We start from the raw sequence: 15503 nt of genomic DNA on the forward strand, positions 1-15503 counted from the left end.
ACTCCACCTCTGCGACCAGAACTCCCCGCACGCTGGGCACCGCATGGCGGTGTCGTGTCGGGGTCATCTGCCACAATCCGCACCATGACCAGCATGCGTGCCCCCGAGTTTCGTCAGATCCGCCACCAGGACCAGATTGACACCGAACTGTCGGGCGAGCTGATCGACTGCTGGGTCAAGGTGAGCAACGCCGGCGGCGCCGTGGGGTTTCCGTTCCCGCCCGTCACCGTCGAGCAGGTCACCCCGGCTGCCGAGCAACTCATCGCGAACTTGCATCCCGACCGGAGCCGCGTGGTCCTGGCCATGGTCGACGGCGTCCTGGCGGGCTGGCTGAATGTCCGTCGTGACCCGCATCCGCTGGTGGCGCACTGGGGCACCGTGCATCACGTCCAGTCCCACCCGACCTTTCGAGGCCGTGGGATCGGGGCGGCCCTGATGAACCACGCCCGTCGGGTCGCCCGCGAGGAAATGGGCCTGGAGCAGCTGCATCTTGCCGCACGGTCCGGTATGGGGCTGGAGCATTGCTACGGGCGTCTGGGTTTCAAAGAAATCGGCCGCCGTCCGGGCGCCTTGCGCCTGTCCGCGAGCGACGATCGGGACGAGATCCTCATGATGTTGGCACCGCTGTGATCGGCCCGTCAGGGTGTGGACTGGTCTGCCTCGAAAACTGTGCCGCCGAGCGGCGGACGGCGACTCCGAGGTCACCTGTAACCCGCCGCACGGCGGCGTCTCTGAGATGGCGCGCCGTGCTGTGATCAGCGCGCGAAGTTGGTGTTGATGTTGGTGTTGCTGATCACCGCTCCGATGGCACCGAAGTCGGCGTTCCGCTGGAAATTGAAGTTCCTGTTCTCGTGGAAGCCGAAGTTCCTGTTCCCGTGGAATCCGTCAAAGCGATGGAAGTGACGGAAGCGGTGGTGGAAGCAGGCGAAGCGATGGAATCGGTGGTGGTGGATTCGGCAGTGAGGAACCCAGGGGTCACCCCAGCCGCTCCCCATGGACGTCCCCGCCGTCTGGACATATGCCACGTTGGCTTGTGTGGACGCGGGGATCATCTGCGCTGATGCAGGCGAGCTCGTGAGAAGAGCTCCGGCCGCCGCGACTGTCGCTAGGCCGACAGAGGTCTTCTTCAGCACGTCGATCTCCTGGTTACTGGCCTTTCGAGCCGGGACTCGGCCATGTCATCGATGGCCGCCGGCCACTATGGTTTGGCGGTCGGCCTCAGCTCCGCCATGAACGGCGGGAGCGGTACCGACGATCTAGAACTCGATAACGTGGCCCCCAAGTGCCTGGCGGTGACGCCCCAGGTGTTGCGCAGATGTCTCGGACGGATCCTTACCAGCCACGGGACCTTGGCGATCGTCGCTTCATTCGGGGCCAGCACACCTTCAGCCGGCCATAGGCGAGCTCCTGGTTCTCCTGCGGGCGTGGTGTCGCGGCCGCAGGCTCGATGAACCGCCTGGAGCGGCCGACCCCCGGAACACCGGCCGCACGACGATCAGACATACGCGCATCTCAGCGCCGCCACGATCTCGAGTGCCACGGCTCCGTTGATGAGAGTCGAGCCGCTACAGGCAATCACTCTTGGCACATCAATCGTAGCGCCGGGGCGACAGGTGGTGTGGGGATCAAGCCAGGAAGTCACCACCTGGATGAGCTTCGATCAGAGCAAGGGTGTGGACTACGGACGTGTCCTCTTCGACAGCCGACCCCAACGCGGGACGGAGTGTCCCGACGGGCTCGCAACTGCCGGCCATGGCCTCCACGTCGCGCCCGGCACCGCACAGGATGGTCGACCACTGACGTCAGCCGTTGTGCATCAAGATGGTCAACAGCCTGTTGGAGGCTCTGGCTGTGGGCATGGGACCGGCCCCGCTGTTGTGGCGAGGCCGGCGGCAGGTGTGGTGGTTAGCTGAATGTGACGTTGGCGACGTGGCTGCTGCCGTCGTTGAGGTTGAGCTAGAAGTAGCGGTGCTGCCGGCCGCGCCCCCGTCGAGCACGGCTTCGCCCACCTGAAGACCTGGCGCATCCTCACCAAGCTCCGCACGAGCCCCGCCACAGCAGCCGCACCAGCGAAAACCAAGATGGTGGATCTTCAGTGAAGATCCGGCTGGACCTCGGTCAGTCGATGCCTTCGACGATGCGGAAGTCGCGCTCGACACCGTCGGAGAGGGCGACCAGCGCCTCCTGGTAGGCCGCACTCTCGTGCGCCGCGACGGCCTGCTCGAAGCTGTCGAACTCGACCAGGACGGTGCGCTCGGCGATTCCGGCGTCGTGCGCGACGACCCGACCGCCACGGACGAGGGTCCGACCGCCCGCAGGCTGGACGGCCAGACGCGCCAGCTCGTTATAGGCAGCCAGCTTCTCAGGGTCTGAAATGGTGCGGTAGACGCTGACCCAGTAGCCCTTGGGCATGGAACCTCCAGTGTTGGGATGAGTGCAATTGACTTACGGGTTGGTCTCGGACGAGCGTCGGCGGGCGAGGGCGAGGCTTGTCAGCGTGGTGATCGCCATGGCGCCGATGCCGACCAGCGCCGCGGTGGTGTAGGCGCTGTCGTCGGGGAAGAGGTGGCCGGGGCCGGGGCCCGCGGCGAGGATCAGGCCGCCGATGGCGCTGCGCGGTCATGGCACCCCTTATCGTCGAAGTGACGATACCCATGATGGCACATCATCCGGTGGGGGACATATGTGACAAATGCCACGGGAGTGCCCGACGCGCGGACGACGTAGTTGAAGCTCATGGCGCTCGACGTCTCGCTCTTGGGGGTCCGTCGAAGGGGAAGCGGTTGGTACGCAGGTGCGGAATCATGCCGTACAGCAGCCGCTCGTCCTGGTCAGGCGGGGTACCCGGGGTGGCGCGTACGGTCGCCAGCAGGTCGGGCCGTTCACTGGGGTCGGGCAGCGGTAGGACCTGGGGATCGTGCCCCGTCATCCGGATCGCCAGCCGCAGGTTGAGCAGGGCGGCCCCGCGACTGATGCCGAGCCCGCGCCCCATGGGGATCGGTGACGGCCGGCAGCCGGTCGAGGTCGGCGTACAGGTCCATGGTCGCGTCATCGACACGGCGGAAGCGCCACGGCTGGGTGTTGTGCACTGAGGGCGCCGCGACGGCGGCGTGCACCAGCCTGCGCACGCCGGCTCGCGTGGCGAAGGGCTTCTTCCCGCCCGCGGACTGCGGAACGGCATAGGGCGCGGCGCCGGTGCCCGTCATAGGGCCATTCCGAGCGCAGAGGTAAGAACGGACATGAACCCAAGATCTCGCGCTGCACCATGTTCACAGCAGGGACCAAAGTCCTTCAGGGCGTGTCCGATGGACCGTTGTCGCCAAGACGCATCGACTACATGGGGAATCCGCTCTGCAAGGTCGGGACCAAGGTCCCTAGGCCGGTCCCGGCAGATCCGAGATATTCGGGCTCATGACACCCATGCAGAGAATCGATGCGTACTGGCGTGCCGCGAACTACCTGTCCGTGGGCCAGATCTACCTCCTCGACAACCCGCTGCTGACCGAGCCGCTGCGGCCCGAGCACATCAAGCCGCGCCTGCTCGGCCATTGGGGCACCACGCCGGGGCTGAACTTCTGCTTCGCCCACCTCAACCGGATCATCGCCGAACGCGGCCAGGACATGATCTACATCGCCGGCCCCGGCCACGGCGGCCCGGCGGCGGTCGCCCACGCGTGGCTGGAAGGCACCTACAGCGAGAAATATCCGGACATCTCACAGGACGCCGCCGGCATGCGGCGGCTGTTCCGGCAGTTCTCCTTCCCCGGCGGCATCCCCAGCCATGTGGCCCCCGAGACGCCCGGCTCCATCCATGAGGGCGGCGAGCTCGGCTATTCGCTCGCGCACGCCTTCGGCGCGGCGTTCGACAACCCGCATCTCGTGGTCGCCTGTGTCGTCGGTGACGGCGAGGCCGAGACCGGCCCGCTCGCCGCCAGCTGGCACTCCAACAAGCTCCTCGACCCCTACCTCGACGGCGTCGTCCTGCCGATCCTGCACCTGAACGGCTACAAGATCGCCAATCCGACCGTGCTCGCGCGGATACCCGAGGCGGAGCTGGTCAAGCTCATGGAGGGGTACGGCTACCGCCCGCACATCGTCGGCCCCGACCACGAGCAGATGGCGCGAACGCTGGACGAGGTGTTCGACCAGATCGCCGCCTACAAGGACGGACGCGCGGACCGCCTGCCGATGATCATCCTGCGCACGCCCAAGGGCTGGACCGGACCGCACGAGGTCGACGGAGTGCCGGTGGAAGGGACGTGGCGGGCCCACCAGGTGCCACTGTCCGGCGTCCGCGACAACCCCGAACACCTGGCCATGCTGGAAGCTTGGATGCGCTCCTACCGGCCCGACGAACTGTTCGATGCCGATGGCAGGCCGGTGCCCGCGCTGCTGCAGACGGTGCCCGAAGGCCCCCTGCGGATGAGCGCCAGCGCGCATGCGAACGGCGGCGAACTGCTGAAGCCGCTACGACTGCCGGACTTCCGCCACTACGCCGTGGAGGTCAAATCACCTGCGCAACAGACCAGCGAACCCACCCGCGTGCTCGGTGCCTTCCTACGCGACGTGATCGCCGCCAACCCGCACAACTTCCGGGTGATGGGTCCGGACGAGACCGCCTCCAACCGGCTGCAAGCCGTCTTCGAGACCACCGACCGGGCGTGGAACGCCGCCCTCGAGCCGACCGACGAGCACCTGGCCGCCGGCGGGCGGGTGATGGAGGTGCTGTCCGAACACTTGTGCCAGGGCTGGCTGGAAGGCTACCTGCTGACCGGCAGGCACGGCCTGTTCAATTGCTACGAGGCGTTCATCCACATCATCGACGCCATGTTCAACCAGCACGCCAAATGGCTGCAGGCCTCGAAGAGGATCCCGTGGCGGCGGCCGGTCGCCTCGCTCAACTACCTGCTCTCCTCCCACGTGTGGCGCCAGGACCACAACGGCTTCAGCCACCAGGATCCCGGCTTCCTCGACCTCGTGGTCAACAAGAAGGCCGAGGTCGTCCGCGTCTACCTGCCGCCGGACGCCAACACCCTGCTCTCCGTCGGCGACCACTGCCTGCGCTCCCGCGACTACGTCAACGTGATCGTCGCCGGGAAGCAGCCGGTGCTGGACCTGTTCACCATGGACGAGGCCATCGCCCACTGCACCCGCGGGCTGGGCATCCTGCCGTGGGCCTCCACCGACCAGGACCGGGAGCCGGATGTGGTGCTCGCCTGCGCCGGCGACGTCCCCACCATGGAGACCCTCGCCGCCGCGGCCATCCTGCGCGAGCACCTGCCGTCCCTGAAGGTCCGCGTCGTCAACGTCGTGGACCTGATGCGGCTGCAGCCGCCGTCGGAGCACCCGCACGGCATGCCGGACGCCGAGTTCGACACCCTGTTCACCACGGATAAGCCGATCATCTTCAACTTCCACGGCTACCCATGGCTGATCCACCGCCTCACCTACCGCCGCCACGGCCACCACCACCTCCACGTGCGCGGCTACAAGGAAGAAGGCACCACGACCACGCCCTTCGACATGGCCATGCTCAACGACATCGACCGCTACCACCTCGTCATGGACGTCATCGACCGCGTCCCCGGCCTCGGCACCACCGCCGCGCACCTGCGCCAGCGGATGACCGACGCCCGGCTCCAAGCCCGTGCCTACACCCGCGAGCACGGCGAGGACCCCCTGGAAACAGGCTCGTGGACATGGCCGGCCCCATTCTCGTCCTGAACACCGGATCCTCGTCGATCAAGTACGAGCTGGTGGACGTCGAGACCCGCGAACGCACCGCCGGCGGCCTGGTCGAACGCATCGGCGAGGAGACCGGGCGGCTCATCCACCGGACCGGGGACGGGCCGCCATACGTGCGGAGCGGCCCCGGCGGACGGGCGCACTGCTAGGCAGGGCCGTCGCCCGGGCCGTTGCCCTGTAGGGCGGTGATGGCCTGCTGCCGTGTGGAGAGTTGATCGAGGCGTTCGAGCAGGCCCGCGCGGTGGAGGAGCCTGCGCAGGTTGTCGGGGGCGCCGGCCGCGACGATGCGTCCTTGCGCGCAGCGGCACTGCCGGCGCATCAGGTGGGCCGAGCTGTGGACTGGGCCCGGACCAGGAAGTCCGCAGCTGTCGGCAGAGCATGCCCCGGGACAGCTCGAAGACGAACTGGTCGGGCAGTGGCGGCGTTGTCGTTGGATGTGGGCCTCCAGCGCGGTCAGAACACGATGCGAGTCACCGTCCATGTCCCTCTCGCGATATCGTAATTGCGAAGATGCGTAATTGCTTCGATCGTGTTGTTCGCGGGCTGCGTCGCGCGGGAGGATGAGAGGTGTAGATGAGCACGGTGTTTGCTGCTGCGGTGCGAGAACGGGCCGGCTTGGCCTGGCGGGCGCTGCAGGCCGCCCGTGACGCTGATGACGCGCACGCGGTGCTGGTGGCCGAGGCCGAGTGGGAAGATGCTCAGCGGCTGGCCCAGGCGCACGGGATCGCCATCGAGAAGGGCCGGCCACGTGCGCAGGGGGAATCATGGGCATGATGTCGGTACCGCTGTATGAGGCGAAGGCCGAGCTGTTTCGGCTGTTGGGCCATCCGGTGCGGATCCGGGTGCTGGAGCTCCTGCAGGATGGGCCAATGCCGGTGCGGGAGCTGCTGGCCTCGATTGAAGTGGAGCCGACCGGGCTGTCGCAGCATCTGGCGGTGCTGCGCCGCTCGGGCATGGTGACCGCGCAGCGTGAGGGGGCCACCGTGGTCTACGCGCTGGCAGGTGGCCGGGTGGCCGGGCTGCTGCGCGCGGCCCGCGAGTTGCTGACCGAGAAGCTGACAGGACAAAGCGAGCTGCTCAGCGAACTGTTGGAGGACAACGCCGGAAGCGGCACTTCGTGAGCCTGTTGACCTCGGTGAACTGTTTCCGCCTGCGTGCGCCGCTGGGACGTGCCAATCTGTCTGCCGTCGGCCACTGTCCGTACCGAGATCTGTTGGCCGGGCCGGCGGCGCCCCGGGAGGGCGAGGCCCTGTTGTACGCGCTCGGGAGCCGTGAGGTGGTCGAGCCCGAGGGCGTGGTTCGACGGCTGCCGGCCGGGGTGCGGCAGCTACCGCATCAGCCTCGACCCGGGTGATCTGCTGCTGGTCGTCTGGGTCGAGGCTGGTGAGTCGCGGGAGGGGCAACGATGGGGTTGTGGCGGAAGATCGCGAAGACGGGGCGGGTGGCTGAGCCCGCGCCAGAGCGCGAAGCGGGTGAGCCGTCGGCGAAGGCTGCGGAGCTTGCCGGATCGGTGCAGATCAGGCATGTGGACGCAGGGTCGTGCAACGGGTGCGAGGTGGAGATCGCCTCGGCGTTCGGCCCGGTGTATGACGCCGAGCGATACGGTGCGCGGCTGGTGGCTTCGCCGCGGCATGCGGATGCCCTGCTGGTGACCGGGCCCGTGACCCGCAACATGGAGGTGGCTCTGCGCCGTACCCATGACGCGGTTCCCGAGCCTCGGTTGGTGATCGCGCTGGGTGACTGCGCGCGCAACTGCGGGGCGTTCGCCGGAGCCTATGGGGTGGCCGGGGCGGTGAGCGACGTGGTACCGGTGGACGTGGAGGTGCCGGGGTGCCCGCCGGAGCCTGAGGCGATCGTGGCGGCGTTGCGCGGGCTGACCGGCCGATGAACCTGGTCGGCGCGCTATATGTGGCGGCGCTGTCCGGCTGCGCCATCGCCGCTGTGACCGCCTTGCTGGCTCCGCCACGGGCGCGGCTGCATCTGGCGGGCTGGTGCACGGCAGGCGCGGGCGGGTTGGCGGCGGCGTCGGGTGTGGGGGCGGTGGTGGCCGGCGGGGCCGGTCAGAGCTGGTCGGCCTGGCTGCCGGAGCTGCTGCCGCTGGCCGGGGTACGGCTGACGGTCGACCCCCTGGGCGGGGTGTTCATCGCGGTCACCGGGGTGGTGGCGGTATGCGCCGCGATCTACGGGATCGGCTACTGCGACCACGGCCTGGACGGGCGCGTGTTCCAGTCCGTGCTGCCGCTGTTCGTGACGGCCATGCTGGTGGTGCCCGCCGCGGCCAGTGTGAGCACGTTCCTGCTCGCCTGGGAGCTGATGGCCGTGTCGTCGCTGCTGCTGGTGCTGGCCGAGCACCGGCGGCGGGCGGCGGTGGGCCGGGCCGGGCTGTGGTACGCGGTCATGACCCACCTCGGCCTGGTGACGATTTTGACCGGGTTGGTCGTGTTCGCCGCCGGAGCCGGTGGGGAGAGCTTCGACCAGCTGCGCGCCGCCGCGCTGTCGCCGGCTTCCAAGACCGTTGTGTTCCTGGCGACGTTCGCCGGGTTCGCCTCCAAGGCGGGCATCGTGCCGCTGCACGTGTGGCTGCCGCGGGCGCATCCGGAGGCTCCGAGTCATGTGTCGGCCCTGATGAGCGCGGCGATGGTGAACATGGGCGCCTACGGCGTCGTCCGGGTCGGGCTGGATCTGCTGCACGGCGGCCCGGCCTGGTGGTGGCTGCTGGTGCTGGCGGCGGGCGCGGCGTCGGCGCTGTTCGGGATCTTGCAGGCGGTAGTGGCCTCGGATCTGAAGCGGCTGCTGGGATACTCCACAACGGAGAACCTGGGCCTGGTGCTGGTCGGGGTGGGTGCGGCCGGCTTCTTCGCCGCGTCCAAGCTGCCGGTGCCGGCGGCGTTGGCGCTGGCCGCGGCACTGCTGCACGTGGTCAACCACGCCGCGTTCAAGACGGTGTTGTTCCTGTCGGCGGGCTCGGTGCTGCACGCCACGGGCACCCGCGATCTGGACGCCCTAGGCGGGCTGCGCACGCGGCTGCCGTACACCACCGTCGTGTTCGCGGTCGGCGCGTTGTGCGCCTCGGCGCTGCCTCCCGGCAACGCCTTCGTCAGCGAGTGGCTGCTGCTGCAGAGCCTGATCCACGCGTTGCCCGGTTCCGGGGTGGCGGGTGCGGTGACGATGCCGTTGGCCGTCGCGGTGATCGCGCTGTCGGCAGGGCTGGCGGTCGCCACCTTCGTCAAGGCGTTCGGCGTGGGGTTTCTGGCTCGGCCGCGCAGCGCGGAGGCCGAGCGGGCCGGTGAGAGCCCGCCTGCCATGCTGGGCGCGATGGCGCTCGCGGTGGCGGGCTGCGTGGCTCTGGCACTGGCCCCCACACTGGTCGTGCCCGCGCTCGGCCGGGCGGTGGGCGTGGTGTTCCCGGCACGGGACGTGGTGAGCGGAGAGTTGACGCTGCGGCTGGCAGGGATCTCAGGGATGGTCTCGCCGCTGCTGATCGCCGCTGCCCTGGTGATCGCGGTCGTGGCCGTCCTCGGTCTGGTACGGCTGACCGCGGCGCGGCGGTCACGGCGCGCCGCCCGGCTCTGGGATTGCGGCGCGGGACCGATGTCGGCCCGGATGGAGTACACCGCGACGTCGTTCGCCGAGCCGTTGCAGCGGGTCTTCGACGACGTGCTGGCCCCCGAAAGCGACGTGGACGTCACCCCGGTGAAGGAGTCGGCCTACTTGGTGGAACGCGTGCACTTCCACGCGCGGGTGCCGGACCGGATCGAGCGCCGGCTCTACGTTCCGCTGGTTGCCGCCGTGTCGGCCGTCGGACGCGGCGCCCGCGGGCTGGCCTCCGGCAGCGTGCACCGCTATCTCGGCTACGGGTTCTGGGCGCTGACCGCGATGCTGATCGTCTTGGTGGTGCTGTGGTGATGGGCGTGATCGGAGCCGTGCTCCAGGTGATTGCCGTCGCGGTCGGCTCGCCGCTGCTGTTGGGGTTGATGCGGCAGGTTCGCGCCCGGCTGGAAGGACGTGCCGGTGCCGGAGTCCTGCAGCCGTGGCGAGACCTGCGCAAACTGATGCGCAAGGAGGCGATCACTCCGCGCGGCACCGGCTGGGTGTTCCGCGCGGCGCCGCTGCTGCTGGCCGGCACGGCGCTGGTGGTGGCTGCGGTGGTGCCGTTGGTGACCACGGCCTCGCCGCTGGACGGGGTCGCCGACCTGTTCGCGGTGACCGCGCTGCTGGCGCTGGGGTCGGTGGCGCTGGCGCTGGGCGCCCTGGACACCGGCACGGCGTTCGGCGGGATGGGCGCCAGCCGGGAGATGACCGTGCTTGCGCTGGTGGAGCCGACGATCCTGGTGTCGACCTTCGCGCTGTCGATCAGAGTCGGCTCCACGAGCCTGGGGTCGATCGTGACGGCGACGGTGGAGGATCCCTTGTCGGTGATCTCCCCGGTGAGCGTGCTGGCCGCGGCCGCGCTGGCGATCGTCACGATCGCCGAGACCGGCCGGATCCCGGTGGACAATCCCTCCACGCATCTGGAGCTGACGATGATCCACGAGGCGATGGTGCTGGAGTACGCCGGGCCGGACCTGGCGCTGATCGAGTGGGCGTCGGCGATGCGGCTGTCGGTGCTGCTGGGCCTGCTGAGCAGCCTGTTCTTCCCTCTCGGTATCGCAGGCGCGGGCGCGGGAGTGCTCGCGCTGCCGCTGTCGGTGATCACTCTTGTGCTGAAGGTGGGGCTGCTGGGAGTGCTGCTGTCGGCTGGTGAGGTGTTCATGGCCAAGCTCCGGTTGTTCCGCGTTCCCGAGCTGCTGGCCGGGTCGTTCCTGTTGGCGTTGCTGGCTGTGGGCGCTTCCTTCTTCCTGGCCTGAACATGGGGGTGAACATGACTGATGCGATGTACGTCCAGCTGCTGGACCTGGCCTGCGGGGCGTTCCTGCTCACGGGTGTGCTGGTGCTGTGGCGGCGCGAGTTGTCGGCGATCGTGTGGCTGTTCGCCCTGGAAGGGGTGGCCCTGACCGCCCTGATCGTCGTCCTGGGCGTCTGGCAGGCAGACCTCGAGCTGATTCTGGTCGGTCTCGGGGTGGGCGCCCTGCGTGCGGGGCTGCTGCCGTACCTGATGCGCCGCGCGCTGGTGGCGAGCGGCGCGGGTCGCGAGACGCAGCCCCTGGTCAATGTGGCGACCTCGCTGCTGGTGGCGGCGGTGCTGGCGATGCTGGCGTACGCGGTCTCCCAGCCGCTGGTACGGCTGTCGCCCACGCCGGCGACGCAGGCCGTGCCGATCGCGCTGACCGTGCTGCTGATCGGTTTCTTCGTCCTGGTGACCCGGCGGCGGGCGCTGTCACAGCTCGTGGGCTTCCTGCTGATGGACAACGCCATCACCGCCACCGCATTCCTGACCACCAGCGGCGTCCCGCTCGTCGTCGAGCTCGGGATCTCCCTCGACCTCCTGCTGGCCGTGCTGGTGCTGCAGGTACTTACCACCCGGATGCGGGCCGCCTTCGGCGGCACCGACCTCGACGAGCTGCGGGAGTTGCACGACTGATGGCCAGCTTGCTGCTGATCGCTCCGGTCGCCGTGCCCGCGGCCGCCGCCTGCGTCTACGCCGTGCTCGGCTGGAACCGGATCACCGCCTGGCTGGGCGCGCTCGCTGCGGCCGGGCTGCTGACCTGTGCCGTCGCGCTTGCCACGACGGAGAAGCTCTACGGCGGCGGCCACGCGTTGGGGGAAGCACTCGCGGGACTGCTGCACAGCGACGCGCTGAGCGCCTTCATGCTGATCGTCATCGGCACGGTCGCGCTGCTGGCCATGCTGGCCAGCCCCGCTTACCTCGCTGCCGAGCTCGCCGCCGGGCACACCGGGCCTCGCGCGATGCGCCGCTACGGCGTGCTGACCCAGTCCTTCATCGCCGCGATGGCGCTGGCCGTCCTTGCCTCCAGTCTGGGCCTGCTGTGGGTCGCCATCGAGGCGACCACCATCCTGACGGCGTTCCTGGTCGGGCACCGGCGCACCCGCCAGGCCACGGAGGCCGCGTGGAAGTATGTGGTCATCTGCTCGGTCGGCATCGCGCTCGCGCTGCTGGGCATCGTGCTGGTTCATTACGCCGGCGACCACGTCGGCGTGGCCTCCCTCGACTGGGCGGAGCTCGCCGAGCACGCGAACCGGCTCGACCCCGGCGTGATGCGCATCGCGGTCATGCTGCTCGTGCTCGGGTTCGGCACCAAGGCCGGGCTGGCGCCGATGCACGCCTGGCTGCCCGACGCGCACAGCCAGGCCCCGGCTCCGGTGTCGGCGCTGATGTCAGGGGTTCTGCTGTCGGTGGCGTTCTACGCCATCCTGCGCGTCAAGGTCATCGCCGATGTGGCGCTCGGCGCCGGGTTCACCCGCACGCTGCTCGTCATCGTGGCGCTGGCCTCTCTGGCTGTGGCCGCGTTCCTGCTGCTCGGGCAGCGCGATTACAAACGGCTGCTGGCCTACTCCAGCATCGAGCACATGGGCCTGGTCGCCCTCGGCGCGGCGATCGGCAACACCCTCGCCCTGGTCGCCGTCCTGCTGCACATCCTCGGGCACGGGCTCGGCAAGTCGGTGTTGTTCCTGTCCGCAGGACAGCTGCACCAGGCGCTCGGGAGCAGCCGGATCCACGCGGTACACGGTCTTGTGACCAGAGCGCCGATGCTGGCCGGGCCGTTCGCGCTGGGGCTGCTGGCCTTGCTCGGCCTCCCACCGTTCAGCCTGTTCGCCAGCGAGCTGGGCATCGCGCGGGCGGGCTTCGCCGCCGGGCTGGGCTGGGCGATCGCGGCGGCCCTGGTGCTGATGCTCGTCATCGTCGCCGCCGTCGGCCGCCAGGGCCAGCAGATGCTGCTGGGCGGCGGGCCGGGCGAGGCCATCGCGCTGCCGCGCGGAGTGGCCGTCCCGCTGCTCGCAGGGCTGGCCGCCTGCGCCGCCCTGGGCATCACTCTCGGGCCGCTGCACTCCTTGCTGCAGGCCGCCGCCACCATCGCCGGAGCAACGCCATGAGCCGGAGCAACGCCATGAGCACGCGCACCATCGCCGACATCGGCCCCGCCGAGTTGCCCACGCACGCCGCCCGGCTGCTGGCCGACGGCCACCGGCTGGCGCTGGTCTCCGCACGCCAAGGGGCCGACGGGTTCGGCCTGGCGTACCTGTTCGTCGCCGGCAGCCCGGATCGCCGTACCGAGCTGCGGCTCCGCCTCCCCTCCGAGCGGCCGGCCGTACCCAGCCTGGCCCACCTCTCCTTCCCCGCAGGCCGGTTCGAGCGGGAGATCCGCGATCTGTACGGGATCACCCCGCTCGATCACCCGCTCCCCCGGCGGCTGGTGCGCCACCACCACTGGCCGCGCGGCTGGTACCCGATGCGCACCGACGCCGGGCCACCGCCCTCCTTCGGCGACCCCGAGGGTCCTTACCCATTCGTCACCGTCGAGGGCCAGGGCGTCTACGAGATCCCCGTCGGGCCCGTCCACGCCGGCCTCATCGAACCGGGGCATTTCCGCTTCTCCGTGGTCGGCGAGACCATCATCAAGCTCAAGGCCAGGCTCTGGTTCGTGCACAAGGGCATCGAAAAGCTCTTCGAGGGCCGCCACCCCGCCGACGGGCTGGAACTGGCCGAGCGCGTCAGCGGCGACACCTCCGTCGGCCACGCGCTCGCCTACTGCCTGGCTGTGGAAGAGGCCACCGCGACCCCGGTCAGCGCCCAGGCACAGCGGGACCGAGCCATGTTGCTGGAGCTGGAACGCCTCTACAACCACGTCACCGACCTGGGCGCGCTCTGCAACGATGTGGCCTTCGGCATCCTGCACGCGCACACCGGGCGCATCCGCGAACAACTCCTGCGGATCAACGCTGAGGTCACCGGACACCGGCTGCTGCGCGGCGGCGTCCGCCTCGGCGGCGTCCAGCTGAAGGCATCCCCCGACCCCGATCGGCTGCGCGCCATCGGCACCGACGTGGCCGAGCTCGCCGAACTCGCCCTGCGGCACACCGTGGTCGCCGACCGCTTCACCGGCACCGCCGTCCTGTCCGGCGACGCCGCCGGCGACCTCGGCACGCTGGGCTACGTGGCCCGCGCCAGCGGCCTGGACCTCGACGCCCGCCGCGACCACCCCTTCACCGACCTGGGCGAATTCACCCCCGCCCGCCGCACCAGTGGCGACGTGCTGGCCCGCTTCCAGATCCGGGCGGAGGAGATCGCCACTTCCATCGCTCTGATCACTCACCTGGCCGACTCGCCTGCGGCACCGGCGGATTCACCTCAAGCCGAAGGATCTTCCTCGGGCGTGGGACTCGTCGAAGGCTGGCGCGGCACGATCGCCCACCGCGTCGAACTGGCCCCCGACGGGACCCTCACCCGTGTGAAGGTCGTCGATCCGTCCTTCTTCAACTGGCCTGCTCTTCCGGTAGCACTCGACAGCGCGATCGTCCCCGACTTTCCCTTGGTCAACAAGAGCTTCAACCTGTCCTACGCCGGCAACGACCTCTGACAGCAAGATGTGCCTGCACGCCAACGTCACCACCGTGGACGTGACGCGCGGCTGGTGGTGGGCTCACACGGCCGCGGCGCCCTGGGCTCGACAGTGCTCGGCTCCGGCAGTCGGGGCGTCCTGCGCCACACCCACTGCCCCGCGGCGGGAGACCGACACCGTACGGCACCACGTGCCGATCTTCGAGTCCCGCAGGCAACGGCAAGAGCACCAGAAGGCCGCAGGGATTCGGCACGGCGGTCAAATGACGGTCAAACGATCAAGAGGCCAGATCCGCGATCTCGGGATCTAGCCTCTGAACTGGTGAAACCGGGTGGGGCTACCAGGACTTGAACCTGGGACCTCTTCCTTATCAGGGAAGCGCTCTAACCGACTGAGCTATAGCCCCGCGCACACCGAACGTTATCGCATCCGCAGGAAGGAGGCGAACCGGTTGCTCGGACGAGAAAAAGCTTACCGTGTCCGGAGTGCTGCTCGCGCCGTTCCCGTCATCGGTCCCGGCGCGAGCAGCCTTGCCTACTCGGCCTCGCTGAAGGTGACCTCGACGCCTCCGACCAGGTCAGAGGCGATGTTGTAGATGACCGCCCCCAACGTCGAAAGCGCCGTGATCAGTACGACGTTCACAGCCCCGATCAATGCCGTGTAGCCAAGAATCCGCACAGGCTCGAACCACGAGGCGATGTTGATGGGGATCGAGTTCTGCCCCTGCTCGCCCTGGCCGAGCTGGTTGACCAGGTCGACCAGCGAGTCGAACACCCCCAAGGCCGACAGCACGCCGTACAGGACGGCCACCGCCACGAACAGCACCACGAAGCAGACCAGGGACACCACGAAGCTGAACTTCATGGCCGACCACGGCTCGACGCGGCGCAGGACCAGGTGGGCCTTGCGGGGGAGCCGGGCCCCCGAGCTGCTGGACGATTTCTTCTTGTTGGGCAGTTCGATCGCAGGCGGTGCCTCCGTGGCCAGCGAAGGGCGCAGGCGGACCGTCTCGTTGCCACCCTCCGCAGGGGGAGCGGGCGCAGGCGTGGGAGCCGACGACCGCGCGTCCTCCTTGGCCGGGCCCGGCTTGCCCGGCGCAGACGACGCGGGCGGCGCAGGCGGACCGGACGGACCGGACGGCCTGGGCTGTGCAGGCTGCGAGGACGGCGCAGGCTGCGCGGGCTTCGTGTCCTTGCTGTCGTCGACCGCGCCGAATGTCTCGGATTGGTTGGGCTTCTTCGGTTGCTGTCCGTTACCCGAAGCCGCCTTTGTCCTGGCGGGGCCACCCTGGGCGCTCAT

17 protein-coding genes and 1 tRNA gene are annotated in these 15503 nt (G+C 69.3%); 12 read left to right on the forward strand and 6 right to left on the reverse strand.

Annotated features, from left to right (window positions below; translation table 11 throughout):
• Positions 1-84 precede the first annotated feature (84 nt).
• Positions 85-630: a GNAT family N-acetyltransferase gene (locus ABD830_RS41230; RefSeq protein ID WP_344999650.1), complete on the forward strand. Its 546-nt coding sequence runs from the start codon at positions 85-87 to the stop codon at positions 628-630.
• A 125-nt stretch (positions 631-755) separates the two neighbouring features.
• On the opposite strand, the gene ABD830_RS41235 is transcribed toward ABD830_RS41230, so the two are convergent.
• The 3 genes from ABD830_RS41235 to ABD830_RS41245 form a co-directional block, all read right to left on the reverse strand.
• A complete protein-coding gene (locus tag ABD830_RS41235) occupies positions 756-1133 on the reverse strand; it encodes a hypothetical protein (RefSeq protein ID WP_344999652.1) in 378 nt (125 codons plus the stop codon).
• A gap of 985 nt (positions 1134-2118) precedes the next feature.
• Positions 2119-2412: a DUF1330 domain-containing protein gene (locus ABD830_RS41240; protein ID WP_344999654.1), complete on the reverse strand. Its 294-nt coding sequence runs from the start codon at positions 2410-2412 to the stop codon at positions 2119-2121.
• A 322-nt stretch (positions 2413-2734) separates the two neighbouring features.
• Positions 2735-3052, reverse strand: coding sequence for a hypothetical protein (locus ABD830_RS41245; protein WP_344999655.1), 318 nt, complete (start codon positions 3050-3052; stop codon positions 2735-2737).
• 368 nt (positions 3053-3420) lie between these two features.
• Between ABD830_RS41245 and ABD830_RS41250 the strand changes: the two genes are divergently transcribed.
• Together ABD830_RS41250 and ABD830_RS41255 are read left to right on the forward strand one after the other, a co-directional pair.
• Positions 3421-5724 carry a phosphoketolase family protein gene (locus ABD830_RS41250; protein ID WP_344999657.1) on the forward strand — a complete coding sequence of 768 codons (2304 nt, stop codon included), beginning with the start codon at positions 3421-3423 and terminating at the stop codon, positions 5722-5724.
• Positions 5700-5894, forward strand: a complete 195-nt coding sequence (locus ABD830_RS41255; protein ID WP_344999659.1) for a hypothetical protein — start codon at positions 5700-5702, stop codon at positions 5892-5894. Before ABD830_RS41250 ends, ABD830_RS41255 begins: the two co-directional genes overlap by 25 nt.
• Here the strand turns inward: ABD830_RS41255 and ABD830_RS41260 are convergent.
• Positions 5891-6064 carry a hypothetical protein gene (locus ABD830_RS41260; RefSeq protein ID WP_344999661.1) on the reverse strand — a complete coding sequence of 58 codons (174 nt, stop codon included), beginning with the start codon at positions 6062-6064 and terminating at the stop codon, positions 5891-5893. The genes ABD830_RS41255 and ABD830_RS41260 overlap by 4 nt on opposite strands.
• 254 nt (positions 6065-6318) lie before the next feature.
• Here ABD830_RS41260 and ABD830_RS41265 point away from each other — a divergent pair, with 254 nt between their 5' ends.
• From ABD830_RS41265 to ABD830_RS41305, 9 genes are all read left to right on the forward strand, one after another.
• The gene (locus ABD830_RS41265) at positions 6319-6519 is read left to right on the forward strand and encodes a hypothetical protein (protein WP_344999663.1); all 201 of its coding nucleotides are present in this window, start codon (positions 6319-6321) and stop codon (positions 6517-6519) included.
• Complete coding sequence (locus ABD830_RS41270; protein ID WP_345002232.1) at positions 6519-6866, forward strand: ArsR/SmtB family transcription factor; 348 nt, start codon at positions 6519-6521, stop codon at positions 6864-6866. Before ABD830_RS41265 ends, ABD830_RS41270 begins: the two co-directional genes overlap by 1 nt.
• Before the next feature lie 284 nt (positions 6867-7150).
• Entirely contained in the window at positions 7151-7633 is a 483-nt protein-coding gene (locus ABD830_RS41275; protein ID WP_344999665.1) for an NADH-quinone oxidoreductase subunit B family protein, read from the forward strand.
• Positions 7630-9651 carry a proton-conducting transporter transmembrane domain-containing protein gene (locus ABD830_RS41280; RefSeq protein ID WP_344999667.1) on the forward strand — a complete coding sequence of 674 codons (2022 nt, stop codon included), beginning with the start codon at positions 7630-7632 and terminating at the stop codon, positions 9649-9651. Before ABD830_RS41275 ends, ABD830_RS41280 begins: the two co-directional genes overlap by 4 nt.
• On the forward strand, positions 9651-10592 hold the full coding sequence (locus tag ABD830_RS41285; RefSeq protein ID WP_344999669.1) for a respiratory chain complex I subunit 1 family protein: 942 nt from the start codon (positions 9651-9653) through the stop codon (positions 10590-10592). The genes ABD830_RS41280 and ABD830_RS41285 overlap by 1 nt, the downstream gene beginning before the upstream one ends.
• A 14-nt stretch (positions 10593-10606) precedes the next feature.
• Positions 10607-11266 (forward strand): hypothetical protein, encoded by a 660-nt coding sequence (locus ABD830_RS41290; RefSeq protein WP_344999671.1) that lies wholly within the window; start codon positions 10607-10609, stop codon positions 11264-11266.
• A complete protein-coding gene (locus ABD830_RS41295; protein ID WP_344999673.1) occupies positions 11266-12738 on the forward strand; it encodes a proton-conducting transporter transmembrane domain-containing protein in 1473 nt (490 codons plus the stop codon). The genes ABD830_RS41290 and ABD830_RS41295 overlap by 1 nt, the downstream gene beginning before the upstream one ends.
• Before the next feature lie 14 nt (positions 12739-12752).
• Positions 12753-14222 (forward strand): hydrogenase large subunit, encoded by a 1470-nt coding sequence (locus ABD830_RS41300; protein WP_344999675.1) that lies wholly within the window; start codon positions 12753-12755, stop codon positions 14220-14222.
• Between the two features lie 57 nt (positions 14223-14279).
• Positions 14280-14555: a hypothetical protein gene (locus ABD830_RS41305; RefSeq protein ID WP_345002233.1), complete on the forward strand. Its 276-nt coding sequence runs from the start codon at positions 14280-14282 to the stop codon at positions 14553-14555.
• Here the strand turns inward: ABD830_RS41305 and ABD830_RS41310 are convergent.
• Positions 14537-14610: transfer RNA gene (locus ABD830_RS41310), tRNA-Ile, on the reverse strand. The genes ABD830_RS41305 and ABD830_RS41310 overlap by 19 nt on opposite strands.
• A 128-nt stretch (positions 14611-14738) precedes the next feature.
• On the reverse strand, positions 14739-15503 hold the full coding sequence (locus ABD830_RS41315; RefSeq protein ID WP_344999677.1) for a DUF3566 domain-containing protein: 765 nt from the start codon (positions 15501-15503) through the stop codon (positions 14739-14741).

The sequence above is a fragment of the Nonomuraea helvata genome, assembly GCF_039535785.1.
Taxonomy (GTDB): domain Bacteria; phylum Actinomycetota; class Actinomycetes; order Streptosporangiales; family Streptosporangiaceae; genus Nonomuraea; species Nonomuraea helvata.